21 protein-coding genes are annotated in these 21,454 nt (G+C 39.0%); 14 read left to right on the top strand and 7 right to left on the bottom strand.

The window, feature by feature from the left end:
- The first annotated feature begins 21 nt into the window (after positions 1-21).
- A complete protein-coding gene (gene tpiA, locus GM698_RS03765) occupies positions 22-813 on the top strand; it encodes a triose-phosphate isomerase (protein WP_159629030.1) in 792 nt (263 codons plus the stop codon).
- Positions 814-920: 107 nt separating this feature from the next.
- Here tpiA and GM698_RS03760 read toward each other — a convergent pair whose 3' ends face one another.
- The 5 genes from GM698_RS03760 to gshAB form a co-directional block, all read right to left on the bottom strand.
- On the bottom strand, positions 921-1,382 hold the full coding sequence (locus tag GM698_RS03760) for a DUF986 family protein (RefSeq protein ID WP_176809585.1): 462 nt from the start codon (positions 1,380-1,382) through the stop codon (positions 921-923).
- Positions 1,383-1,471: 89 nt separating this feature from the next.
- Complete coding sequence (locus GM698_RS03755) at positions 1,472-2,308, bottom strand: PTS mannose transporter subunit IID (RefSeq protein WP_159629032.1); 837 nt, start codon at positions 2,306-2,308, stop codon at positions 1,472-1,474.
- A 13-nt stretch (positions 2,309-2,321) separates the two neighbouring features.
- A complete protein-coding gene (locus tag GM698_RS03750) occupies positions 2,322-3,122 on the bottom strand; it encodes a PTS mannose/fructose/sorbose transporter subunit IIC (protein ID WP_176807598.1) in 801 nt (266 codons plus the stop codon).
- 11 nt (positions 3,123-3,133) lie between these two features.
- Positions 3,134-4,111: a PTS mannose transporter subunit IIAB gene (gene manX / locus GM698_RS03745; protein WP_209289676.1), complete on the bottom strand. Its 978-nt coding sequence runs from the start codon at positions 4,109-4,111 to the stop codon at positions 3,134-3,136.
- Between the two features lie 249 nt (positions 4,112-4,360).
- Positions 4,361-6,637, bottom strand: a complete 2,277-nt coding sequence (gshAB, locus tag GM698_RS03740) for a bifunctional glutamate--cysteine ligase GshA/glutathione synthetase GshB (RefSeq protein ID WP_209289675.1) — start codon at positions 6,635-6,637, stop codon at positions 4,361-4,363.
- A gap of 206 nt (positions 6,638-6,843) precedes the next feature.
- Here gshAB and GM698_RS03735 point away from each other — a divergent pair, with 206 nt between their 5' ends.
- The gene (locus tag GM698_RS03735; RefSeq protein ID WP_176807595.1) at positions 6,844-7,647 is read left to right on the top strand and encodes a tyrosine-type recombinase/integrase; all 804 of its coding nucleotides are present in this window, start codon (positions 6,844-6,846) and stop codon (positions 7,645-7,647) included.
- A gap of 59 nt (positions 7,648-7,706) precedes the next feature.
- Here GM698_RS03735 and asd read toward each other — a convergent pair whose 3' ends face one another.
- Positions 7,707-8,603 carry an archaetidylserine decarboxylase gene (gene asd, locus GM698_RS03730; protein ID WP_209289674.1) on the bottom strand — a complete coding sequence of 299 codons (897 nt, stop codon included), beginning with the start codon at positions 8,601-8,603 and terminating at the stop codon, positions 7,707-7,709.
- Positions 8,604-8,764: 161 nt separating this feature from the next.
- Positions 8,765-9,091 (bottom strand): helix-hairpin-helix domain-containing protein, encoded by a 327-nt coding sequence (locus tag GM698_RS03725; RefSeq protein ID WP_159629038.1) that lies wholly within the window; start codon positions 9,089-9,091, stop codon positions 8,765-8,767.
- A 279-nt stretch (positions 9,092-9,370) separates the two neighbouring features.
- Here GM698_RS03725 and GM698_RS03720 point away from each other — a divergent pair, with 279 nt between their 5' ends.
- The 12 genes from GM698_RS03720 (at position 9,371) to gpsA (ending at position 21,453) form a co-directional block, all read left to right on the top strand.
- Positions 9,371-10,543, top strand: coding sequence for a LysM-like peptidoglycan-binding domain-containing protein (locus tag GM698_RS03720; RefSeq protein WP_176809589.1), 1,173 nt, complete (start codon positions 9,371-9,373; stop codon positions 10,541-10,543).
- Positions 10,544-10,604: 61 nt separating this feature from the next.
- Positions 10,605-11,024 carry an MliC family protein gene (locus GM698_RS03715; RefSeq protein WP_176807593.1) on the top strand — a complete coding sequence of 140 codons (420 nt, stop codon included), beginning with the start codon at positions 10,605-10,607 and terminating at the stop codon, positions 11,022-11,024.
- Positions 11,025-11,092: 68 nt separating this feature from the next.
- Positions 11,093-12,130, top strand: a complete 1,038-nt coding sequence (gene waaF / locus GM698_RS03710; RefSeq protein WP_176809590.1) for a lipopolysaccharide heptosyltransferase II — start codon at positions 11,093-11,095, stop codon at positions 12,128-12,130.
- Positions 12,131-12,192: 62 nt separating this feature from the next.
- Positions 12,193-13,152, top strand: coding sequence for a lipopolysaccharide heptosyltransferase RfaC (rfaC, locus tag GM698_RS03705; RefSeq protein WP_176807591.1), 960 nt, complete (start codon positions 12,193-12,195; stop codon positions 13,150-13,152).
- 119 nt (positions 13,153-13,271) lie between these two features.
- The gene (rpsL, locus tag GM698_RS03700) at positions 13,272-13,646 is read left to right on the top strand and encodes a 30S ribosomal protein S12 (protein WP_005708967.1); all 375 of its coding nucleotides are present in this window, start codon (positions 13,272-13,274) and stop codon (positions 13,644-13,646) included.
- A gap of 129 nt (positions 13,647-13,775) precedes the next feature.
- Positions 13,776-14,246: a 30S ribosomal protein S7 gene (rpsG, locus tag GM698_RS03695; protein ID WP_159629043.1), complete on the top strand. Its 471-nt coding sequence runs from the start codon at positions 13,776-13,778 to the stop codon at positions 14,244-14,246.
- A gap of 93 nt (positions 14,247-14,339) precedes the next feature.
- Complete coding sequence (gene fusA, locus GM698_RS03690; protein ID WP_176807590.1) at positions 14,340-16,442, top strand: elongation factor G; 2,103 nt, start codon at positions 14,340-14,342, stop codon at positions 16,440-16,442.
- Positions 16,443-16,501: 59 nt separating this feature from the next.
- The gene (gene tuf, locus GM698_RS03685; RefSeq protein WP_176807589.1) at positions 16,502-17,686 is read left to right on the top strand and encodes an elongation factor Tu; all 1,185 of its coding nucleotides are present in this window, start codon (positions 16,502-16,504) and stop codon (positions 17,684-17,686) included.
- 278 nt (positions 17,687-17,964) lie between these two features.
- The gene (gene tig / locus GM698_RS03680; protein ID WP_176807588.1) at positions 17,965-19,263 is read left to right on the top strand and encodes a trigger factor; all 1,299 of its coding nucleotides are present in this window, start codon (positions 17,965-17,967) and stop codon (positions 19,261-19,263) included.
- 94 nt (positions 19,264-19,357) lie between these two features.
- Complete coding sequence (locus tag GM698_RS03675) at positions 19,358-19,810, top strand: rhodanese-like domain-containing protein (protein ID WP_159629047.1); 453 nt, start codon at positions 19,358-19,360, stop codon at positions 19,808-19,810.
- 21 nt (positions 19,811-19,831) lie between these two features.
- Positions 19,832-20,335, top strand: a complete 504-nt coding sequence (gene secB, locus GM698_RS03670) for a protein-export chaperone SecB (RefSeq protein WP_159629048.1) — start codon at positions 19,832-19,834, stop codon at positions 20,333-20,335.
- 107 nt (positions 20,336-20,442) lie between these two features.
- Positions 20,443-21,453, top strand: a complete 1,011-nt coding sequence (gene gpsA / locus GM698_RS03665) for an NAD(P)H-dependent glycerol-3-phosphate dehydrogenase (protein WP_209289673.1) — start codon at positions 20,443-20,445, stop codon at positions 21,451-21,453.
- The last annotated feature ends 1 nt before the right edge of the window (position 21,454 follow it).

Raw genomic sequence — 21,454 nt, 5'->3', positions numbered from 1 at the left:
TTAACTTATAGGAGAAACAATATGGCACGTCGTCCACTGGTAATGGGTAACTGGAAATTAAATGGCGATAAAGCGTTTACTAAAACCTTAATTGCAGATTTAAAAGCAGAATTATACGGCGTTGAAGGCTGTGATGTGGCTATTGCCCCGCCAGTAATGTATTTGGCTTATGCTGAAGCATCATTAGCAGGTTGTGGCTGTGGTTGTAGCGACAAAGGCTTAATTACGTTAGGTTCACAAAACGTTGATGTAAATGTAAAAGGGGCTTTTACTGGTGAGATTTCCCCGGATATGTTAAAAGAATTTGGAGCGAAATATATCATCATCGGGCATTCCGAACGCCGTACTTACCATAAAGAGAGTGATGAGTTTATCGCACAAAAATTTAAAGTATTAAAAGATGCAGGATTAGTGCCAGTGTTGTGTATTGGTGAAACTGAAGCAGAAAATGAAGCGGGCAAAACAGAAGAAGTCTGTGCAAAACAAATTGATGCCGTGATCAATGCTCTTGGTGTTGAGGCATTTAATGGTGCAGTAATTGCTTACGAACCTGTTTGGGCAATCGGCACAGGTAAATCAGCAACGCCAGCACAAGCACAAGCGGTTCACGCATTCATTCGTGGTCATATTGCGGCGAAATCACAAGCAGTTGCAGATCAAGTGATTATTCAATACGGTGGCTCAGTAAATGAGGCTAATGCAGCAGAATTATTTGCTCAGCCAGATATTGATGGTGCATTAGTCGGCGGTGCTTCACTTAAAGCACCTGCATTTGCGGTAATTGTAAAAGCAGCGGCAGACGCGAAAGCATAATTTAATTAGTATTTTACAAGCGGTTGTTTTTCTTTAAGAATTTGCAAAATTGTTGAGAAAAATAACCGCTTGATCTTTTTATTGATAAAGCCGTTATATTTTGTTTTTTATTTCTCGAAAAAATTAACGACAGATTGAAGATCTTCTTCGTTTTCAGGCTGGGCAAGTAGCCTTCTTCCTCCGTGTAAATCAATGACTAGTACTTTTTCATTTGTGTTTATCTCTGCAATATTTATTTGATAAATTTTAGCGTAATTAAAGTAAATATTCGCAAAGAAGAACCCCTCTTGCTTTAATAAAAGACGTGGTGAACGAAAAAATGCTAAATAGACGGCTAAAATAACACAAGTGCTAAGCAGATAGAGTGTAAATGCTGAAATTTGGTTTTGAACGCCATAGCCAATCGACAATATGATTAAGCCTATTAATAGCCAAGTATCAATAGTTTTTTGTTTTTTAAGTATGATAGTGAGTTTTGTTCGTCCTTTAAGTCTATCCATGAGGATTTGGTCGTAAACAGCAAAAAGTAAGCTAAGTAAGATAAAGAGAAAAAGAATAGTATTTGTCATAATTCTAGGTAAAAGATAAGTAGAGAAGCTATAAAAAACCGCTTGAACGTTCAAGCGGTCATTTTTGAGAGAGATTTTACATATCGGTTTTAAGCTAATGCACCTGTTGCAGCACCTAAAATACCAATGACAAAGAATCCTAAGATAATCCAAATGGCATTAACACGATGACGAAGTAGCCACATACAAGCAAAAGTAAGTAGTAATGGTAATAAACCTGGCATTAAACTATCTAAAATGCTTTGTACCGTGGTGATTTCAGTGGTGCCATCTTGTTTTTGAATAGTAGAAAGTACAAGAGGAACATTGATACTAGTCCATTTTTGGACTAATGCTCCCATAATAAACAGACCTAAAATGGATGCACCTTCGGTTAATTTTTGTAATAGGCCTCCGCTCATATCTTGTACAACATCTAATCCTTTTTTATAACCATAAACAACGCCATAATAGCGAGTGGCTAAACGGACAAGATTGAATAAGACAAAGAATAAAATTGGACCTAAAAGCTCGCCTTTTAATGCTAAACCTGCACCTAATGCTGCGAAGACTGGGCGAACGGTTCCCCAGAAGATTGGGTCACCTACACCAGCTAGGGGCCCCATCAGACCGACTTTAATTCCATTAATTGCTGCATTGTCGATCTCTTTGCCGTTTGCACGCTCTTCTTCCATCGCAATCGTTACGCCTAAAATCGGAGCTCCGACAAATGGCTGAGTATTAAAGAATTCAGAATGGCGTTTAATTGCTTCTTTACGGCCTGGGTCATTTGGATCAGGATATAAACGTTTGATAACAGGAACCATAGCATAAGCAAAGCCTAAAGCCTGCATACGTTCAAAGTTCCACGATCCTTGAAATAAGTTTGAACGACGTACAACGGCATTCAAATCGCTTTTTGTTACTTTTTTGATTTCGGTTGTCATATTGAATGCCCTCTTAGTCTAAACGGTTGTCTAAATCATTTTTTGGTGCCGAAGTTACTACGACTTGCTGGCTTTTATTGTATTTTGGATGCATATGGATATAGACCATCGCGATTACAGTACCTAATACGCCGAGTGCTACAAGGTTGAAATTGGTAAATCCAGCAATCACAAAACCCGCAAAAAAGAACGGCATTAAATGACCTGCACGCATCATATTAATCACCATCGCATAACCAACAACCGCAATAAAGCCACCAGCAATTTTAAGTCCTGTTGTTACCACTTCTGGAATAGCATTTAACATTGTTTGTACAGCATCTGTACCTGCCGTTAAGGCAACAATTAAAGCAGGAATAGCAATACGCATTGCTTGTAGGAGTAAAGCACCACGATGTAGCCAATCTAGACGGTTTAAGTTACCATCTTCTATTGATTTATCTGCTGCGTGTTGGAAGCCAACTGTAATAGCGCGCACAATATAAGTTAGTACTTGACCTGCAGCAGCAAGCGGGATTGCAATCGCAATACCTGTTGAAATATCTTGGCGACCGACGATAACAAGGATAGTTGAAACGATAGAGGCAAGGGCTGCATCAGGTGCAACTGCCGCACCGATATTCATCCAACCTAATGCTAATAGCTCTAATGAACCACCCACGATGATACCAGTGGTCACATCACCTAACACTGCACCTATCATAGTACAAGCAATTAATGGACGGTGAGTTTGCCATTCATCTAGAATTGAACCCATACCAGAGATACAGGCAACGAGGAATAAAAGCACAATTTGTAATGCTGAGAGTTCCATATTGATTTCCTTTAGATTAAATTATGTTTTTTCAATAAATCCATCATATATTGACGGCTATCACTTGATACTTTGCGTACTTCCAACTCGACACCTTTAGCGTCCATCGCTTTGAAAGCCTCAATATCTTTCTGATCAACGGCAACAGCATGGCTGATCATTTGTTTTCCTTCTTTATGTGAGATCCCCCCTACATTAATTGAATTAAGAGGAATGCCTCCTTCAATCAGTGCTAACACATCGCTAGGGTTAGTGAAAAGCAGCATCACTCTATCATCGGCGTATTCAGGATTGTTATAGACACGAATCATTTTAGGTACATCAACAACGTGTGCCGTAACACCAAGTGGCGCTACACTTTTTAACATTGTCGTGCGAATGCTGTCTTTTGCAACCCCCTCATTGACGACAATAATACGATTTACCTTGCTTTCTTTGGTCCAGACCGTTGCGACTTGACCGTGAATTAAACGATCATCAATACGGGCAAGAGCAATCGTCATTCGGCGACCATCATCGACAATTTCAGATTGTTGGGTAACAGATGTTTCTTGTTCTGGAGCTGCTGTAGTTGCTTGAGCAACCTCAGGTTGATGGTTTAAAGAACGAATACCTGTTGTGCCAGCCTCTAATGCAACTTCAACAAGTTCTTCTAATGATTCAACATCATCTCTGGCCATACAGGTATTGACTAACATAGGGATATTCACTCCAGCAACAACATCCATACCAGATTTTCCATCTTGGAATCTGTTAGCTGCATTGAAAGGGCTTCCTCCCCACATATCTACAAGAAACAGTACTTGATCACAATGTGACAATGGGCCATCAACCAATGATTGATATTTCCCCATAATAGTTTCTGCATTTTCACCAGGAACAAAATCAATGTAGGCGACATCTTCTTGCTCGCCAATCAACATTTCTGTTGTCTTGAGAAGTTGCTCTGCAGCGACACCATGGGTTGCTACGATAATAGCAATACTCATATATTACTCCTATAGAGGTATTTTAAGTTATTAATCGGGGTGTGATTTTAATATGATAATTATTTCACACAATGTAATAATTACAGAAGTGTGATCTATATCACATATCACGCTATTTTTTGTCTATAAATTAGACTAACATTCTTTATTTGGAGTGCTATTGTATGAAAGAAAATTTAATTTGAGTGATAAAGAAAAGCCATTGATCATCAGTGGTTCCTCATAATATAAACAGAATAAGCATAAATTTTAATGATTTATTTCTGGAAATAACATTTTAATCACTGCTTTGGTTAGACGGCGAGATTTTCCTTGATAGGGGAAAATATGCATCATCATCATTGGATTGAAGTTTGCCTCAATCACTCCCCAAGAGCTTAAATTTGGCTCGGCAGCTTGAGTGAGATCGGGAATAATTAAATCCACGCCACACACTTTCGCTCCCATAGTACGAGCAATGCTGGCAGCAATTTGTTTATAGCTTTCGTGCATTTGGTCGGTCATATCAATCGAATCGCCCCCTGTACTGATATTAGAATTGGCACGCAGTTGCACGGTTTGACCTCTCTCAGGCACAGCATCGACAGTTAAGCCTTGCTCTTTTAGTTGTAACTGTTCGATTTCGCCTAAGGTGATTTTTTTAAGAGGGCTGCGAGAGCCATCGCCTCTGAGTGGATCGTCATTTTTCATTTCAACCAATTCTTTAATGGTATGAACGCCATCTCCGACTACATTGGCAGGCACACGTAGAAGCACGGCAAGGGTTTCACTGCCTAACACAAAGAAGCGGTATTCGGTGCCAGTCAAATAATCTTCTACCATCACTTCTTTGTCTTCACGGAACGCAATTTCTACCGCTTTTGCAAAATCTTCCCGATTTTTGACCGCTTGTTGGAAAATCGTGATGCCTAATCCGTAGTTGGTGGATTTCGGCTTGATCACCACAGCCTTGCCCTCAAACAGCGGATAGTGAGCGACTGCCTCTTCAAGTGTGGTAAATTCGACACTTTTCGGCACATTGAAACCTGCTTTTGCCAGTACTTTTTTCGTCACCACTTTATTTTCCATAATCAATGGCGAAATGTATTGATCGTGGCTGGTCATATTGCCATTTTTTACATATTCCAAATGATTGCCAAATTTCAGGGCGAGAAATTGATCGTTTTCATCGAGCAATTCCACCCCAATTCCTTGTTGGATTAAATCAAAGAATAACGCCTGAGTAGAAAGCTCCATATTGTCAAAAGCAGACAGGGCATAAAAACGATCAAACGCTTGATTTTTATAATCTTGAGCGAGTTTTGCACCTAGTGCTTTATAGCTACCGAATTGATCGATAGCTTTAAGTAAGCGTCCATTAATGGTTTTTGTGGGATCGGCAAACTGAGCGATTTTTTCACGCACGAGCTCTAGATTCTCTTCGCTTGTTCCTAACGCTTCAAGCATCGCTAAAATGTGATTTAAGATGGCTTCTCCTTCAGTACGGAAGGCGGTTTCAGTTCTGGGATCTTCAAGTGCGACTTGGTAAAGTTTCTGTTTGCCAATTTCTACCTCTTTTTGACCGCTTGTTTCTTCCAACCAAAGCATACCAAGCAAGAAATAGTGGATAAATTTCGCATCACTTAATTCAATACCATAAGGTGCAAATGGATTGAGATCGAACAGGCGGAATTCCACGTATTGTACGCCTTTTTCCAGTAAGTCTCGTGCCTTTTTACCGCCACGCAAACGCACGTTAGAATAAAACTCTTTTTCTGCAATGAGTAAGCCTTTTGAAACCTGTGTTTCAAGGGTTTCGACATAGCTTTCTAAACTGTCGTGATTCACCACAACTTGCTCTGAATTGACATAACCATAAGGACTAGAGCGTAAACTACGCACTAATTGCCCTTCTGCAAGCGGTGATTTATGATAAAAATATTGCGATTCCACGGTTGGGGTGGCGGCCAATAAATAAATGAAAATCCATTGATAACGCAGGAAGTTATTCGCTAACTTCATATAAAGTACATTTTGGAATGTTTTCAAATTAGGGTATTCAGTTTGCAAAGCAAATGCTTTTTCAACAAACTCAGGCGAAAGCTGGAAGTTATAATGTATGCCACTTACCATTTGTTTGTATTTACCATAGTTAGCCGAGAGGTATTTGCGGTAGTTTACATCTTCAGGGTTATCAAATTGTGCTTCTAAGATTAACTCTTCAGGCGGTAAACCCGCGGGCATACTGAGTGGGAAGAGGTATTCATCTTCTGGTAAAGAGCGTAAAACCACCTCGTGTATTGCGGATAACCAGCGGAAACTGTCTTCCAATTTCGCATTCGCAGGAGTAATTAGTTCTAGCTGACTTTCGGCAAAATCAGTCTGGATATAAGGGTGATAAGCGCGATTTCCAAATACGGCTGGGTGTAGGGTTGTAACAATATTACCTTCTTTATCAATACGTTGACTCTCTTTTTCTAACCCAAAATTTCCTTGTTGAAATAGTAATCCTAAATGATTTTCTTGGATAATTTGTTGTAGTTTCATTATCTATCCTTATTTGTCGATAAATTTGATGCACAATATCATAAATGAAATACTTAGTGAAACAATAGGTCTTATTTATTGGAATGGTTTAGATGATTGGGTTATAGCCATTATTAATATGGTATCAATATGATTAAGGTAAAATATAGTAACCCGTAGATCTATAATTATTATATTGATTTTCAACCAACAATAAGGAAATCAATATGTTTATTTTATTTGAAAAACATCTCCATCAATCTAATCTTGCTGAGAATACTCAAACAGCTTATATTTTTGCTATAAAGCAGTATCACAAAAAGTTTTCTGAGTTGTCCAAAATTAATTTACAGCGGTATAAAGTGTTCTTAATTGAAAACTATAAGCCGCAAACGGTTAATTTAAGGCTAAGAGCCATAAATTATTACTTGGAATTTGTTAAAAAAGAGAAATGGAAATTGTCATTTATCAAAGTGCAACAAAAACCATTTTTAGAGAATGTGATTAGTGAGGCAGATTACGCTTACTTTAAACAATCCTTAAAAGAAGATAGGGAGTTTTATTGGTATTTTGTGATTAGATTTATGGCTGCAACAGGTGCAAGGGTGAGTGAGTTAATCCAGATAAAATGTGAACATATTAAAATTGGCTATTTAGATCTCTACTCCAAGGGTGGTAAATTAAGACGAATTTATATCCCAGTAGCTCTACAACAAGAGTGTTTAGAATGGTTAAGGTTAAATAATAAACAAAATGGATTTATTTTTCTTAATAAATATGGGGATAGAATTACGACGCGTGGAATTGCTGGTCAATTAAAAGTATTCGCCAAACGCTATAAATTAGACCCTAAAATTGTTTATCCTCACTCATTTCGTCATCGTTTTGCAAAAAGTTTTTTGGAGCGTTTTAATGATATTGCATTTCTTGCCGATTTAATGGGGCATGAAAGTATAGAAACCACCAGGATTTATTTGCGTAAAACAAGTACTGAGCAGCAAGACATTGTGAATAAAATTATTGACTGGTAATAAATAAAGGGCAGATCAGATCTGCCCTTTAATTTAATGTAGCAAGGAATTTGATTAGGTTAGTGAGTAATTACTTTGCCTAATTCTTCTCCCATTCGGGTTTTTGTTCCAGTAATGAGAGCTGGATTTAAGTTTATTTTACCTTTTGGAAAAAGGTTAATGACAGTGGAACCTAAACGGAAAGCACCCATTTCTTCCCCTTTTTGTAATTTAATTGCTTTTTCGCCGTCTGTATCGTAGTTCCAAATAACCACTTCATCAGCTCGTGGCGGATTGATTACGCCTGCCCAAACGGTGCTCATACTTGCGGTAATCGTTGCACCGACTAAAATTTGTATCATCGGACCGAATGCGGTATCAAATTCACAAATTACACGCTCATTACGTGCGAATAAATTTGGAACGTGTTCAGCTAAAAATGGATTGACAGAATATAGCTCACCTGGCACATAAATCATTTTACGCAATGTGGCATCATATGGCATATGCACACGGTGGTAATCACTTGGTGACAAATAAGTAGTAATAAAGGTACCATTTTTGAATTTCGCAGCCATTTCTTCATCATTTGCTAATAAAGCGGCTAACGTAAAATGATGACCTTTTGCTTGTAGTAAACGGTCATCAGAAATTTCACCAGATTCGCTTACCTTACCGTCTGCGGGCAAACAAAGCGTATTTAATTCATTATTAATTGGGCGAGCTCCCTCTTTTAATTCACGAATAAAAAACTCATTGAAAGTTGCGTAGTCTGAAGGCTCAGTCTTTGCTGCTTCAGATAAATCTACTTTGTATTGCTTAGCAAATAGTTTAATAATGAAATGAGTGACAATTCCCCACTTTTGTTCCGCTAACCAACCAGCAGCTCTAGTTATTGCTAATTGTGGCAATAGGTAGTGCAGAGCGATTTTTACACGCTGTAAATAAGTTGAAATAGGATATGGTTTTAATTGCATTGCGTTTTCCTTTTTGATTAAAAACAGAAGTCCGTTTCTAAATGGGGACAAATATAGGAAATGCAATACGAAAGAGAAAAAATTAAAAATGTTGAGATGGCCACATAAAAGATAAGAGATAGCACTTTTATAAGTTTGCCCACCTCAACAATATTTTCGTCTTATTCTAAAATGATATTTCCTCGGTTTTTCTCTAAGGTAGCTTGCCCGATTCCAGAAACTTCAGTAAGTTGTTCAATACTTTTGAAATTGCCGTTTTGGGTACGGTAATCCACAATGGCTTGGGCTTTTTTCTCGCCTATACCTACGAGCTTATCTTGCAGTTCGGCTGCACTCGCTGTATTGATATTTACCGCACTAAGGTTTTTTTGCATACTTTGTTGTGCTTTTAGCGTATTATTTTGCTCAATTTGTGGTGTTTTTTGAGCAAAAGCTAGGGTGTTTAAGCCGATTAATAGACTGAGTGCGAGAGTTTTCATCTTGTTCATAGTATTTCCTTTTGGGTTGAGTGAATGTATTGGCAAGCTTAAAAGCGAGTAATATTTACCTCAAGTAGCAAAAGTAAATTTCTCGACACAGATCGAAAAAATAAAAAAAGATAAACTTATTGGCTTGTATTTAGTCTGAAATTAAGTGAAATTAGAAAAATTTGCAAAGAATCTTGAAAAAACGACCGCTATTTATTCAAATTATTTTAAATAAACTGTGAATTGATTTAAAATATTAGCCATTTTATATGAATTAACCCGATTATTTTTGGAAGAAATATGACACAAAATAACTTTCGTAAAGAGCCTGTTTTTGGTGAGCCTTTAACCTCTCAAGAATCTCAAGAAAAGGTCGAGCAAGCTCAAGCAGATATACAAAATAAAAACAAAACTTACTTTTCATTGCATTCAACAAAAGTACCTCACCATACCTTTACTCCAACTATGGAAAGATCCGAACCAGCAACAGATGGTCCTGTAGATGTATTTGCAAGTAAATCAAAAAAAGAATTTCAATTTACACCAAGTTCAGATAATGCGGAGTCTGTAGTGAAAAATATCGAAGAAAATCTATCGGCAGAAGTGCCTGCTGAAGGGAATGAGAACGTAGAGCTAGAAGTTCAAGAACGTTTTACGACTGAGCGTATTATTCCAAATGTCGCAGTAACAGGTGCGGGCTCAGTCGTTGAAGGAACTAAAACACCAGATATTAACGCTAAAATTCCACCTAAAACTCGCCGTTTATTATTGCTTGCATTGTTAGGTTTAGCATTATTAGTACTGTTTTTTTTATTAAAACCAAGCACACCTGAAACAGTAGAAGAGTTGCAATCACAGCACGGTGGCAGCTTACCGATCGAATTTCGTCCAGTAGATGAAGCTGAAGCAAAACGTGCAGAAGAGCAAGCTCGTGCAGAACAAGAAATTGTTGTTCAAACCCAAGAGAAAGCACAACAAGATCTACCTAATCCTTCAGCAGTCTCTCATACGGAACAACTTATATCAGAGAAGCCCGTTCAAAATAAACCTGTAGTTGAGCAGCCTGCAATCAAACCAAAAACAGAAGGCAGTGTTGTATTTCAGCCTGAAAGTACACCAAAGTCACAGCCTAAAACAGAGCGTGTGGCACCACCAGCACCAAAGGTAGCGGTGAGACCCGTGGAAAAACCACTTGTAAAAGCGGAAGCATCAAAAACGAATACGACTTCAGCAATTGCCACCAAAACTATGACTGTGCCAAAAGGTGTGTCATTAATGCAGGTGTTTCGTGATAACAATTTAAATATCTCCGATGTTAATTCAATGAGTAAAGCAAATAATATTGTGAGTAATTTAAAAGTAGGTGAGCGAGTAACGGTTCGTTTAGATAAAAATAACCGTGTTGTTGAAATGAGTATCGGCTCGGGTGGTAAGTTTATTCGTCAACCAAACGGCAGCTATACTTTTAAATAATCAAATTAAATAAAGGCAATGCTACAAGTGTTGCTTTTTTCTATTTCAAAAGGAGAGAAGAATGAGTATCTTACTCAAGCAACATAGAGTTGTATGTGTAGCAGTGTTAGCATTTCTATTAGGTGCCTGTTCCTCAGTTGTTACTCCACCAGTTGAACAAATTCATCAGATCCATAAAACCAAAACCCCTGTAAAAATGGTAGAGAAGAAAGTTGAGGGAACACACAAGGTGAATATATATCGTTGTGATAATGGTAAAAGAGTCGAAGTTGATCGACAGAAAAAAGATAGAAAATTAGATAAAAAAGAGAGTGTAAAGATTACATTTCAAGGCACATCACACTTACTTTCTTCTACAGTCACCAGAAATGGTAGAAAATATACTAATATTCGTTGGACGTGGAATGAACTGCGTAATGGAAAAGCCTTTTTGTATGATAATACGAAAAGAAATCTAGCAGTAAATTGTGTAAAACAATAATAATCGATTGGGCAATTTGGGCATTAGATTTACCCATACGTACAAAAAGAGTTAAGAGAATATTACAAATGAATATTTTAGTTATTGGGCCTTCTTGGGTTGGCGATATGATGATGTCTCATTCACTTTATCAGCAGCTTAAAGTGCAATATCCGAGTTGTCAAATTGATGTGATGGCACCTGATTGGTGCCGTCCGCTTTTAGCTAGAATGCCTGAGGTACGTAATGCAATCTCAATGCCAATTGGGCACGGCTCGTTTCGTTTGTGTGAACGTTATAAACTTGGAAAATCATTGAGACATCAGTATGAAATGGCAATTATATTGCCTAATTCCTTGAAGTCTGCGTTGATTCCATTTTTTGCTCAAATTGCAACACGTCGTGGTTGGAAAGGCGAAAGTCGATATTTTTTCTTAAATGATCTTCGCACTAATAAAAATGCTTATCCAATGATGGTGCAGCGTTACGTTGCCTTAGCCTTTGAGCAAGGAAGAGTTCCTCAAGCAGAACGGTTACCGATTGCTTATCCTTACCTGCAAACGGATAGCCAAGAAATTGAGCAAACCAAAGCAAAATTTGAGAAGCAATTAAGTTATGCAGAAGATCGCCTAGCGATTGGTTTCTGCCCAGGGGCTGAATTTGGTCCTGCAAAACGTTGGCCGCATTACCACTATGCGAATTTAGCTAAAATGTTAATTGAACAAGGCTATTCTGTCAGATTATTTGGCTCGAAAAAAGATCAAGAAGTTGGTGAACAAATTTGTCTATCATTACCTGAAAATCTACAGCGATATTGCTTAAACTTAGCAGGGCAAACCGACTTAAATCAGGCCGTGGATTTAATTGCCGATTGTAAAGCAGTCGTAAGCAATGATTCAGGTTTAATGCATATTGCGGCGGCACTCAATAAACCATTAGTTGCTTTATATGGGCCGACAAGCCCTGAATATACACCGCCGCTTTCCAAAAACGCGGTTATTATTCGTTTAATTGACGGTGGATTAATTAAAATCCGCAAAGGTGACGGGGCGGAAGGTTATCACCAAAGTTTGATTGACATTGAGCCTCAAATGGTAATAGAAAAACTCAATCAGTTATTAGCATAAACGCACTACAAGCGGTCGTTTTTGTCAATTTTTTTGCAAAAATAACCGCTTGTTATATAAAAATGAAAATTCTAATCGTAAAAACCTCCTCTATGGGCGATGTATTACACACTTTGCCTGCCTTAACTGATATGCAAAATGCGATACCTAATTTAACGGTAGATTGGGTAGTTGAAGAAAGTTTTACAGACATTCCGACTTGGCATTCTGCGGTTAATAAAGTGATTCCTGTCGCGATTCGCCGTTGGCGGAAGAATTTATGCAAACGCCAGACTTGGATAGAATGGCAAAATTTCTTAAAAGAGTTGAAACGTGAGCAATATGATGTGGTCATTGATGCACAAGGACTAATCAAAAGTGCAGTATTGGTTACCTACCCAGCAAAAGGGCAAAAATTTGGCTATGATAAAAATTCAGCTCGCGAAGGTTTAAGCAGCTTATTTTATGACTATAGGTTTGATATTCCTTATCAACAGCACGCAGTCCAGCGAATGAGAAAATTATTTGCAAAATCATTGGGTTATGCTTTACCTGCGACACGGGGTAATTACAATATTGCACAACATTTTGCAAAAAATCAGTCAAAAATGACCGCTTACGTTATGCTCATTTACGCGACAACTCGAGCAGATAAGCATTGGAAAGAAGAATATTGGGCAGAGGTGATACAAGAACTCGCCAAGTGGGATCTTGAAGTTCGATTAACTTGGGGAAACTTAATTGAAAAAGAAAGAGCGGAGCGTTTAGCTAAGTCAGCAAATAATGTGATTATTTTGCCTAAAATGGGATTAACAGAATTGGCGGCTCAACTTGAGGGAGCTAAAGTCGTGGTATCGGTAGATACTGGTCTGAGCCATTTAGCTGCCGCTTTAGATAAATCTAATGTGATTTTGTACGGTGCAACAGATCCCAAATTAATCGGGGCTTATGGTCACAATCAGTATTATGTAACAGCCGACAAAATGGAAAATATTACCCCAGCCCAAGTATTGGCAAAATTAATACCTTTGGTTAGGAAATAATCATTTCAATTTTCGGTCTGTACTTGACTTTGATTCGTGATCAATTTAGAATTCAACGTCCTTTTCTTAAAAGGATATTTTTAATTTTATTTTTAATAATTTTAACTGGAGCTTTTTTAATGGCAACTATCAACCAGCTAGTACGCAAACCGCGTGTGAAAAAGGTTGTAAAAAGTAACGTTCCTGCATTAGAGGCTTGCCCGCAGAAACGTGGCGTGTGTACTCGTGTATACACTACTACACCTAAAAAACCGAACTCAGCATTACGTAAAGTATGCCGTATTCGTTTAACAAATGGCTTTGAAGTAACTTCATACATCGGTGGTGAAGGTCATAACCTTCAAGAACACAGTGTTGTATTAATCCGTGGTGGTCGTGTAAAAGACTTACCAGGTGTTCGTTACCATACTGTACGTGGTGCACTTGACTGTGCAGGCGTTAAAGATCGTAAACAAGGTCGTTCTAAATACGGCGTTAAACGTCCTAAATCTTAATGGATCTCCGTTGAGTAAGGCCAAACGTCTAAATTTTAATATTTAAACCATAAACTCCAGTCAATATGCCTTAGGCAGATTAGATGAGTTTTGGATATCCTGAAGATTTAATATACGGAGAAATTTCCAATGCCACGTCGTCGTAGTATTGAACCACGCAAAATTCTTCCAGATCCGAAATTTGGTTCGGAATTACTTGCAAAATTTATTAACGTGTTAATGGTAGATGGTAAAAAATCTACTGCAGAAAAAATCGTTTATGGTGCATTAGAAGCTTTAGCACAACGTTCTGGTAAAGAAGCGTTAGAAGCTTTTGAAATTGCATTAGAAAACGTACGTCCAACCGTTGAGGTTAAATCTCGCCGTGTGGGTGGTTCTACATACCAAGTACCAGTAGAAGTTCGCCCAACTCGTCGTAATGCTTTAGCTATGCGTTGGATCGTAGAAGCAGCTCGTAAACGTGGTGACAAATCAATGGCATTACGTTTAGCTAACGAATTATCAGACGCAGCAGACAACAAAGGCTCAGCAGTGAAGAAACGTGAAGATGTTCACCGTATGGCTGAAGCTAACAAAGCGTTTGCTCACTTCCGTTGGTAATCGTTTAAGTAAGCTTTTTCAAGGCTTCATCTTATGTGGTGAAGCCTTACCCTTATTAAGAATTTCAATTTAAACCCAAAAGGTAAGAAATAAATGGCTCGTCAAACCCCTATTGAAAGATACCGTAATATCGGTATCAGTGCACACATCGACGCGGGTAAAACAACGACTTCTGAACGTATCCTTTTCTATACAGGTGTAAGCCACAAGATCGGTGAAGTTCACGATGGTGCTGCAACAATGGACTGGATGGAACAAGAGCAAGAGCGTGGTATTACGATCACCTCTGCGGCAACAACTGCGTTCTGGTCTGGTATGTCACAACAATACCCACAACATCGTATTAACGTTATCGATACTCCAGGACACGTTGACTTTACTATCGAAGTAGAGCGTTCAATGCGTGTTCTTGACGGTGCGGTAATGGTTTACTGTGCGGTAGGTGGCGTTCAACCACAGTCTGAAACAGTATGGCGTCAAGCTAACAAATATAAAGTACCACGTATTGCGTTCGTAAATAAAATGGACCGTACTGGTGCAAACTTTCTACGCGTTGTTGAGCAAATCAAAACTCGTTTAGGTGGTAATGCAGTTGCATTGCAACTTCCAATCGGTGCAGAAGATAGCTTCAAAGGTGTTATTGATCTTATCAAAATGAAAGCAATCAACTGGAACGAAGCTGACCAAGGTATGACTTTTACTTACGAAGATGTTCCAGCAGAAATGCTAGACGCTTGTGAAGAACGTCGTGCAATGTTAGTGGAAGCAGCAGCGGAAGCTTCTGAAGAATTAATGGAAAAATTCTTCTCTGGTGAAGAGTTAACTGAAGAAGAAATTAAATCAGCATTACGTCAACGTGTATTGGCAGGTGAAGTAATTCCTGTTTGCTGTGGTTCTGCATTCAAAAACAAAGGTGTTCAAGCGATGCTTGATGCGGTAATTGATTACTTACCAGCACCAACTGATATTCCAGCGATTAAAGGTATTAATGAAGATGAAACTGAAGGCGAGCGTCACCCAAGTGATGATGAACCATTCTCTTCATTAGCATTTAAAATTGCAACTGACCCATTCGTAGGTAACTTAACGTTCTTCCGTGTGTACTCAGGTGTAATTAACTCTGGTGATACAGTTTACAACTCGGTAAAACAGAAACGTGAACGTTTCGGTCGTATCGTACAGATGCACGCAAATAAACGTGAAGAGATCAAAGAGGTTCGTGCGGGTGATATCGCTGCAGCAATCGGCTTAAAAGATGTTGGTACAGGTGATACATTATGTGCATTGGATGCACCGATCATTCTAGAACGTATGGAATTCCCAGAGCCAGTAATCTCTGTTGCGGTAGAGCCAAAAACTAAAGCTGACCAAGAAAAAATGGGCTTAGCGTTAGGTCGTTTAGCACAAGAAGACCCTTCATTCCGTGTTCACACGGATGAAGAATCTGGAGAAACTATTATCTCTGGTATGGGTGAGTTACACTTAGATATCATCGTTGACCGTATGAAACGTGAATTTAAAGTGGAAGCGAACATTGGTAAACCACAAGTATCTTACCGTGAAACTATTCGCACTCGTGTTAACGATGTGGAAGGTAAACACGCAAAACAATCTGGTGGTCGTGGTCAATATGGTCACGTTGTAATCGACTTGTACCCATTAGATGCGGAAGGTCCAGGTTACGAATTCGTGAACGAAATCAAAGGTGGTGTAATTCCTGGTGAATACATTCCTGCGGTTGATAAAGGTATCCAAGAGCAACTTAAATCTGGTCCATTAGCGGGCTACCCAGTAGTGGATTTAGGTGCTCGTTTACACTTCGGTTCATACCACGATGTTGACTCATCTGAGTTAGCGTTTAAACTTGCAGCGTCATTAGCATTTAAGTCAGCGTTTGCAAAAGCAAACCCGGTATTACTTGAACCAATTATGAAAGTTGAAGTGGAAACTCCACCAGACTACGTTGGTGATGTAATCGGTGACTTAAGTCGTCGTCGTGCAATGGTAAACGGTCAGGAAGCGAATGAGTTTGTTGTTAAAATCAATGCGGAAGTTCCACTTTCAGAAATGTTTGGTTATGCAACAGACCTACGTTCACAGACTCAAGGTCGTGCATCATACTCAATGGAACCTTTAAAATATGCTGAAGCACCAAAAAATGTTGCTGATGCTATTATTGAAGCTCGTAGAAAATAATTTGTTTAACCTGAGCCAGAGCAATAGGGCTGTGGCTCATTTTTTAGGAAGATATTAAAGTGTCTAAAGAAAAATTTGAACGTACAAAACCGCACGTTAACGTGGGTACAATAGGCCACGTTGACCATGGTAAAACAACTTTAACCGCAGCGATCACAACGGTATTATCAAAACACTTTGGTGGTGCAGCTCGTGCATTTGACCAAATTGATAACGCACCAGAAGAGAAAGCGCGTGGTATCACCATCAACACTTCACACGTTGAATACGATACAGAGACTCGTCACTACGCACACGTTGACTGCCCAGGACACGCGGACTATGTTAAAAACATGATTACGGGTGCAGCGCAGATGGACGGTGCAATCTTAGTAGTAGCAGCGACAGACGGTCCAATGCCACAAACTCGTGAGCACATCTTATTAGGTCGCCAAGTAGGTGTTCCATACATCATCGTATTCTTAAACAAATGCGATATGGTAGATGACGAAGAGTTATTAGAATTAGTTGAAATGGAAGTTCGTGAACTTCTTTCACAATATGATTTCCCAGGTGATGACACACCAATCGTACGTGGTTCAGCGTTACAAGCGTTAAACGGCGTAGCGGAGTGGGAAGAAAAAATCCTTGAATTAGCGGGTCACTTAGACAGCTACATTCCAGAGCCAGAGCGTGCGATTGATAAACCATTCTTATTACCAATTGAAGACGTATTCTCAATTTCAGGCCGTGGTACAGTAGTAACAGGTCGTGTAGAGCGTGGTATTGTTCGTACTGGTGATGAAGTTGAAATCGTAGGTATCAAAGATACAACGAAAACGACGGTAACGGGTGTTGAGATGTTCCGTAAATTATTAGACGAAGGTCGTGCGGGTGAAAACGTTGGTGCATTATTACGTGGAACCAAACGTGAAGAAATCGAACGTGGTCAAGTACTTGCTAAACCGGGTTCAATCACACCACACACAGACTTTGAATCAGAAGTTTACGTGTTATCAAAAGAAGAAGGTGGTCGTCACACGCCATTCTTCAAAGGCTACCGTCCACAGTTCTACTTCCGTACAACGGACGTAACAGGTACTATCGAATTACCAGAAGGTGTTGAGATGGTAATGCCAGGCGATAACATCAAAATGGTTGTAAGCTTAATTCACCCAATCGCGATGGACGAAGGTTTACGTTTTGCGATTCGTGAGGGTGGTCGTACAGTAGGTGCAGGCGTTGTTGCGAAAATCATCAAATAATAGAACGGATGTTCTGATTTGATAGCAAATAGCTAGAAGAGAGAGGTATATTGAAAGATATGCCTCTTTTTTGTTTGTGTGATTTGCAAAAAATTGATGAAAAAAGACCGCTTGTAGAGAGTCAAATTTACAAGCGGTTAGATTTTGAGATTTTTTTGCAAAAACAATTCTATTTTCCTTATCTACCAATGACTTTCTTCTCGACAGTTTAGTGATAGAACGCTACAATAGTTCCCTATTTATGTATCTTTTTTATATCCCTAAACTGAGGTTTAAGAATGTCATTCTCAATTGAAACATTAGAAGGCTTACAACGCCGTGTAAAAATAACCGTTCCAGCTGATAAAATCGAAGCAGGCTACAAAGAACAATTAAAAGGCTATGCGAAAAATGCTCGTGTGGATGGCTTCCGCAAAGGTAAAGTGCCACACTCAATTATTGAACAACGTTTTGGTGTCGCAGCTCGTCAAGATGTATTATCTGATGAAATGCAGCGTGCATTCTTTGAAACTGTAATTGCTGAAAAGATCAATCTTGCAGGTCGCCCAACTTTTACACCGAACAACTATCAACCAGGTCAGGATTTCGATTTTACTGCTGAATTTGAAGTATTTCCAGAAGTGGAATTAAAAGGCTTAGAAAACATTGAAGTGGAAAAACCAGTTGTTGAAATTACAGATGCAGATTTAGACAAAATGGTTGATGTGTTACGTAAACAACAAGCAACGTGGGTAGAAACTCAAGACGTTGCAAAAGAAGATGCTCGTGTAACTATTGACTTTGTAGGCTCGGTAGATGGAGAAGAATTCGAAGGCGGTAAAGCGTCTGACTTCGTATTATTTATGGGCCAAGGTCGTATGATCCCTGGTTTTGAAGACGGTATCGTAGGCCACAAAGCAGGCGAGCAATTCGACATTGATGTAACTTTCCCAGAAGAGTACCATTCTGAAAACTTAAAAGGTAAAGCAGCAAAATTTGCGATTACTTTGAAGAAAGTAGAAGAAATGGTATTACCTGAATTAACAGAAGAGTTTGTAAAAAAATTCGGTAATGCAAAATCTGTTGAAGAGTTACGTTCAGAAATTAAGAAAAATATGCAACGTGAACTTAAAAATGCAGTAACTTCACGTATTAAAACACAAGTGATCAACGGATTGATTGCTCAAAACGATGTTGAAGTGCCAGCTGCTGCTGTGGAAGAAGAAATTAATGTGTTACGCCAGCAAGCCGTTCAACGTTTTGGCGGTAAGCCTGATATGGTTGCACAACTACCAGCGGAATTATTTGAAGCAGAAGCTAAGCGTCGTGTACAAGTTGGCTTATTACTTTCTTCAATCATTGGTTCTAATGAATTAAAAGTTGATGAAAAACGTGTTGAAGATATGGTTGCTGATATCGCTTCAGCTTATGAGCAACCAGAAGAAGTAGTTGCTCACTATGCAAAAAATCGCCAATTAACAGAAAATATTCGAAATGTGGTTTTAGAAGAGCAAGCGGTTGATACTGTATTAGCGAAAGCGAAGGTGACAGAAAAAGCAATGTCATTTGACGAAGTAATGTCACAACAAGCTCAGTAATTTCCTTAGGGTGGGCTTATGCCTACCTTTTATTACTTTTAGAGGCGGTCATAAAAGCAGCCGCTTATTTTTTTAATTCTAAGGAAATTAAATTATGGAACAACTTACTTTTGCTCAACAATTTCAGCAATTCTTTGCAAATCATACAATTATGGTATTCGCATGGGTTGCATTATTTGTCGCGGTGGTTTTCAGTTTTTATAAAAATGCGAACCGCAAATACAATATTGTGGATAATGCACAAGCCACTCAGTTGATTAATAAAGAAGAAGCGATAGTGATTGATTTACGTTCAGATGATGAGTTCCGTGCAGGTCATATTATTGATAGTATTCACGTTTTACCTTCAGAATTAAAAGCAGGAAAAACACATCAGATTGATAAATACAAAGCTCGCCCTATGATTTTAGTTGATGTTAATGGGTTTACATCAGGCGGTGTTGCAGATGCTATTGCTAAACAAGGTTTTAGTAAGCTATATGTATTAAAAGAGGGAATTGCAGGCTGGCGTGCAGCAAGCCTCCCAACAGTTAAGAAACATAAATAATCTATTTGTTAAGGAAATTTTATGTCAGAAGAAAATCAAGTTGCTTCAACAGAAGAGGCTACACAAGCGCCTTTCGAACTTCAAATTCAACGTGTTTATGTGAAAGATGTTTCATTTGAAGCGCCGAATTTGCCTACTATTTTCCATCAAGAATGGAAGCCACAGTTAGGTTTTGAGTTAGATACTGAAACCAAAGAGATCGGTGAAGATTTATACGAAGTAACATTGCACATTACTGTACAAACTACTTTGGAAGATAGCAATGATGTTGCGTTTATCTGCGAGGTGAAACAAGCAGGTGTCTTTACCATTAAAGGTCTAGAAGGCATTCAGCTTGCTCATTGTTTAGCGTCGCAATGTCCAAATGTGCTTTATCCTTATGCACGTGAATTAATCGCAAGCTTGGTTAATCGGGGTACATTCCCTGCGCTCAATCTTTCCCCAGTAAATTTTGATGCGTTATTTATGGATTACCTCCAAAGCCAGCAGCAAGAAGAAAGCTCAGAGCAGTCATTAGCTAACTAAGCATTTTAGAGAAATAGGTATGCACTGCATACCTATTTTTTTATCTTACAAGCGGTCGTTTTTTACGAATTTTTTGCAACTTTATTTGAGAATTAAACAGAGGCTCTATGAGTGAAGTTTATTCAGCACCAATCGCCGTGTTGGGTGCAGGCTCTTACGGTACGGCACTCGCAATTGCTCTTTCTCGCAATGGTCATAAAACCTACTTATGGGGACATAACCCAGTAAAAATGGCGGAACTTGCTAAAGTTAGGATGAACCAAGCTTTTTGGCCAGATATTATTTTTCCAGAAGCGTTGGAAGTGGTTTCAGATTTATCAACGGTATTGCAAAAAGTTAAAGATTTGCTCATTGTTGTGCCAAGCCACGTATTTTCTGATGTTTTGATGCAAATTAAGCCGATTTTGTCTAAAGAGCACCGCATTATGTGGGCAACTAAAGGGCTCGAACGAGATACAGGACGATTATTACAAACGGTAATGCAAGAAATTCTAGGCGAATCTTACCCACTCGCTGTGCTTTCTGGTCCAACTTTTGCAAAAGAGCTTGCTTTAGGCCTACCAACTGCTATTGCTCTTGCTTCAACGGATCCTATTTTTGCTGATGAAATGCAACAACGTATTCACTGCTCAAAGGCATTCCGTGTTTACCTCAACAGCGATATTGTTGGGGTGCAACTGGGCGGTGCAATTAAAAATGTGATTGCCATTGGTGCTGGTATTTCAGATGGAATGGGGTTTGGAGCAAATGCTAGAACTGCCTTAATAACTAGAGGGCTTGCTGAAATTAGCCGCTTAGGTGCCTCTTTAGGCGCTGATCCAAAAACCTTTACAGGAATGGCGGGTCTAGCTGACCTAGTGCTGACTTGTACCGATAATCAATCTAGAAATCGCCGCTTTGGACTCGCTCTTGGACAAGGAAAATCGGCAGAAGCCGCTATCGGTGAAATTAAGCAAGTAGTGGAAGGTTTTTACAATACCAAAGAAGCGTATTTACTTGCACAAAAACAAAGTGTTGAAATGCCTATAGTCGAGCAGATTTATCAAATCCTCTTTTGTGGGAAAAATGCTTCGGATGCAGTTAAAGATTTGTTAGGGCGTGAGCGAAAAGAGGAATAAT

This window comes from Mannheimia sp. ZY171111 (assembly GCF_017750945.1).
GTDB classification, from domain to species: Bacteria; Pseudomonadota; Gammaproteobacteria; order Enterobacterales; family Pasteurellaceae; genus Mannheimia; species Mannheimia pernigra.
Note: the sequence above shows the minus strand (reverse complement) of the source record. Positions and strands in the feature narration are given on the sequence as shown.

Coding starts and splice junctions, on each gene's coding strand:
- waaF (WP_176809590.1), top strand. CDS start 11,093: ATGAATATTTTAGTTATTGGGCCTTCTTGGGTTGGCGATATGATGATG.
- GM698_RS03735 (WP_176807595.1), top strand. CDS start 6,844: ATGTTTATTTTATTTGAAAAACATCTCCATCAATCTAATCTTGCTGAG.
- fusA (WP_176807590.1), top strand. CDS start 14,340: ATGGCTCGTCAAACCCCTATTGAAAGATACCGTAATATCGGTATCAGT.
- GM698_RS03755 (WP_159629032.1), bottom strand. CDS start 2,308: ATGACAACCGAAATCAAAAAAGTAACAAAAAGCGATTTGAATGCCGTT.
- secB (WP_159629048.1), top strand. CDS start 19,832: ATGTCAGAAGAAAATCAAGTTGCTTCAACAGAAGAGGCTACACAAGCG.
- GM698_RS03750 (WP_176807598.1), bottom strand. CDS start 3,122: ATGGAACTCTCAGCATTACAAATTGTGCTTTTATTCCTCGTTGCCTGT.
- rpsG (WP_159629043.1), top strand. CDS start 13,776: ATGCCACGTCGTCGTAGTATTGAACCACGCAAAATTCTTCCAGATCCG.
- GM698_RS03675 (WP_159629047.1), top strand. CDS start 19,358: ATGGAACAACTTACTTTTGCTCAACAATTTCAGCAATTCTTTGCAAAT.
- GM698_RS03715 (WP_176807593.1), top strand. CDS start 10,605: ATGAGTATCTTACTCAAGCAACATAGAGTTGTATGTGTAGCAGTGTTA.
- tig (WP_176807588.1), top strand. CDS start 17,965: ATGTCATTCTCAATTGAAACATTAGAAGGCTTACAACGCCGTGTAAAA.
- rpsL (WP_005708967.1), top strand. CDS start 13,272: ATGGCAACTATCAACCAGCTAGTACGCAAACCGCGTGTGAAAAAGGTT.
- rfaC (WP_176807591.1), top strand. CDS start 12,193: ATGAAAATTCTAATCGTAAAAACCTCCTCTATGGGCGATGTATTACAC.
- GM698_RS03720 (WP_176809589.1), top strand. CDS start 9,371: ATGACACAAAATAACTTTCGTAAAGAGCCTGTTTTTGGTGAGCCTTTA.
- asd (WP_209289674.1), bottom strand. CDS start 8,603: ATGCAATTAAAACCATATCCTATTTCAACTTATTTACAGCGTGTAAAA.
- gpsA (WP_209289673.1), top strand. CDS start 20,443: ATGAGTGAAGTTTATTCAGCACCAATCGCCGTGTTGGGTGCAGGCTCT.
- gshAB (WP_209289675.1), bottom strand. CDS start 6,637: ATGAAACTACAACAAATTATCCAAGAAAATCATTTAGGATTACTATTT.
- GM698_RS03760 (WP_176809585.1), bottom strand. CDS start 1,382: ATGACAAATACTATTCTTTTTCTCTTTATCTTACTTAGCTTACTTTTT.
- manX (WP_209289676.1), bottom strand. CDS start 4,111: ATGAGTATTGCTATTATCGTAGCAACCCATGGTGTCGCTGCAGAGCAA.
- tpiA (WP_159629030.1), top strand. CDS start 22: ATGGCACGTCGTCCACTGGTAATGGGTAACTGGAAATTAAATGGCGAT.
- GM698_RS03725 (WP_159629038.1), bottom strand. CDS start 9,091: ATGAACAAGATGAAAACTCTCGCACTCAGTCTATTAATCGGCTTAAAC.